The 1,021-nt window shown below is 44.6% G+C and carries 1 protein-coding gene; it reads left to right on the top strand.

Features of this window, described 5'->3' with window-relative positions:
• Window positions 1-41 precede the first annotated feature (41 nt).
• Window positions 42-1,013 (top strand): IS481 family transposase, encoded by a 972-nt coding sequence (locus AAY72_RS00950; protein WP_057785218.1) that lies wholly within the window; start codon window positions 42-44, stop codon window positions 1,011-1,013.
• Window positions 1,014-1,021: the final 8 nt, after the last annotated feature.

Here is a 1,021-nt window from a genome sequence, read left to right as displayed (position 1 = left end):
CTGTGTGATTCATAGACATCATTTCAATATAATGGGTGTCTATGAATAGAGAAATACAGCAGCGATTACAGTGGATAAAGCTATACGAAGAGACCCGTGATGCGGGCTTGGTCTGCCGTCGTTGTGGCATATCCAGACCTACCTTAAGAAAATGGTGGCAGCGTTATCGGAAAGACGGTGTAGATGGTCTGGGTAGCCAAAGCAGGCGTCCTAAGAGTTCACCTTCAACAAAGGTTGGTGAGACTGAAGAGCAGTTAATTTTATCTTTGCGACGCTCTCGAAACCTTGGAGCAAGGCGTATTCAAAGCGAACTTGGCCGCCTGCATGGGCTCTCTCTTGGAATTGCAACTATCCATAAGATCTTGACGCGAAATGAAGTAAAGCCTGTTGTTACCTACCGTAAGAAACCAGATTACATCAGGTATGTTCGCCCAGTTCCTGGCGATAGAATACAAATGGATACCTGTAAGATAGGGCCTAATCTCTATCAATACACTTCGATTGACGACTGCACCCGCTACAGGGTTTTAAGGCTGTATAGCCGCAGAACGGCTGCTAACACGCTGGATTTCATTGATTGCGTGATTGAGGAAATGCCATTTCCAATTCAGCGTATTCAAACAGATCGTGGCCGAGAATTCTTCGCCTGTAAAGTTCAGGAGAAATTGAAGATCCATGGCATCAAATTCAGACCAAATAAACCTGCTTCACCTCACCTAAATGGCAAAGTAGAGCGCTCACAGAAAACTGATAAAACAGAGTTTTATGCAACGGTAGACTTAGCATCAGACGATTTAGATAGCCTGCTTGCTGAATGGCAGCATTACTACAACTGGGAGAGGCCTCATAGCGCACACCATGGAAAAACACCCATGGAACGATACTTCGAAATGGCTGAACAAACGCCTTATTCTGAAGAGGTTCAGGAGCTTTATGAGCCAGCAAAAGAACCCCTACAAGAACAAAACTACAGGCTTGAATTAGAGCTGAGAAGATTGAAACGATCTCTATGAATCACACA

This window comes from Alishewanella sp. WH16-1, assembly GCF_001441695.1.
Lineage (GTDB): Bacteria > Pseudomonadota > Gammaproteobacteria > Enterobacterales > Alteromonadaceae > Alishewanella > Alishewanella agri.
This window is presented reverse-complemented; position numbering and strand designations above follow the sequence as displayed.

Excerpts from the sequence above, each read along its gene's own strand:
- AAY72_RS00950 (WP_057785218.1), top strand. The coding sequence starts at position 42 with ATGAATAGAGAAATACAGCAGCGATTACAGTGGATAAAGCTATACGAA.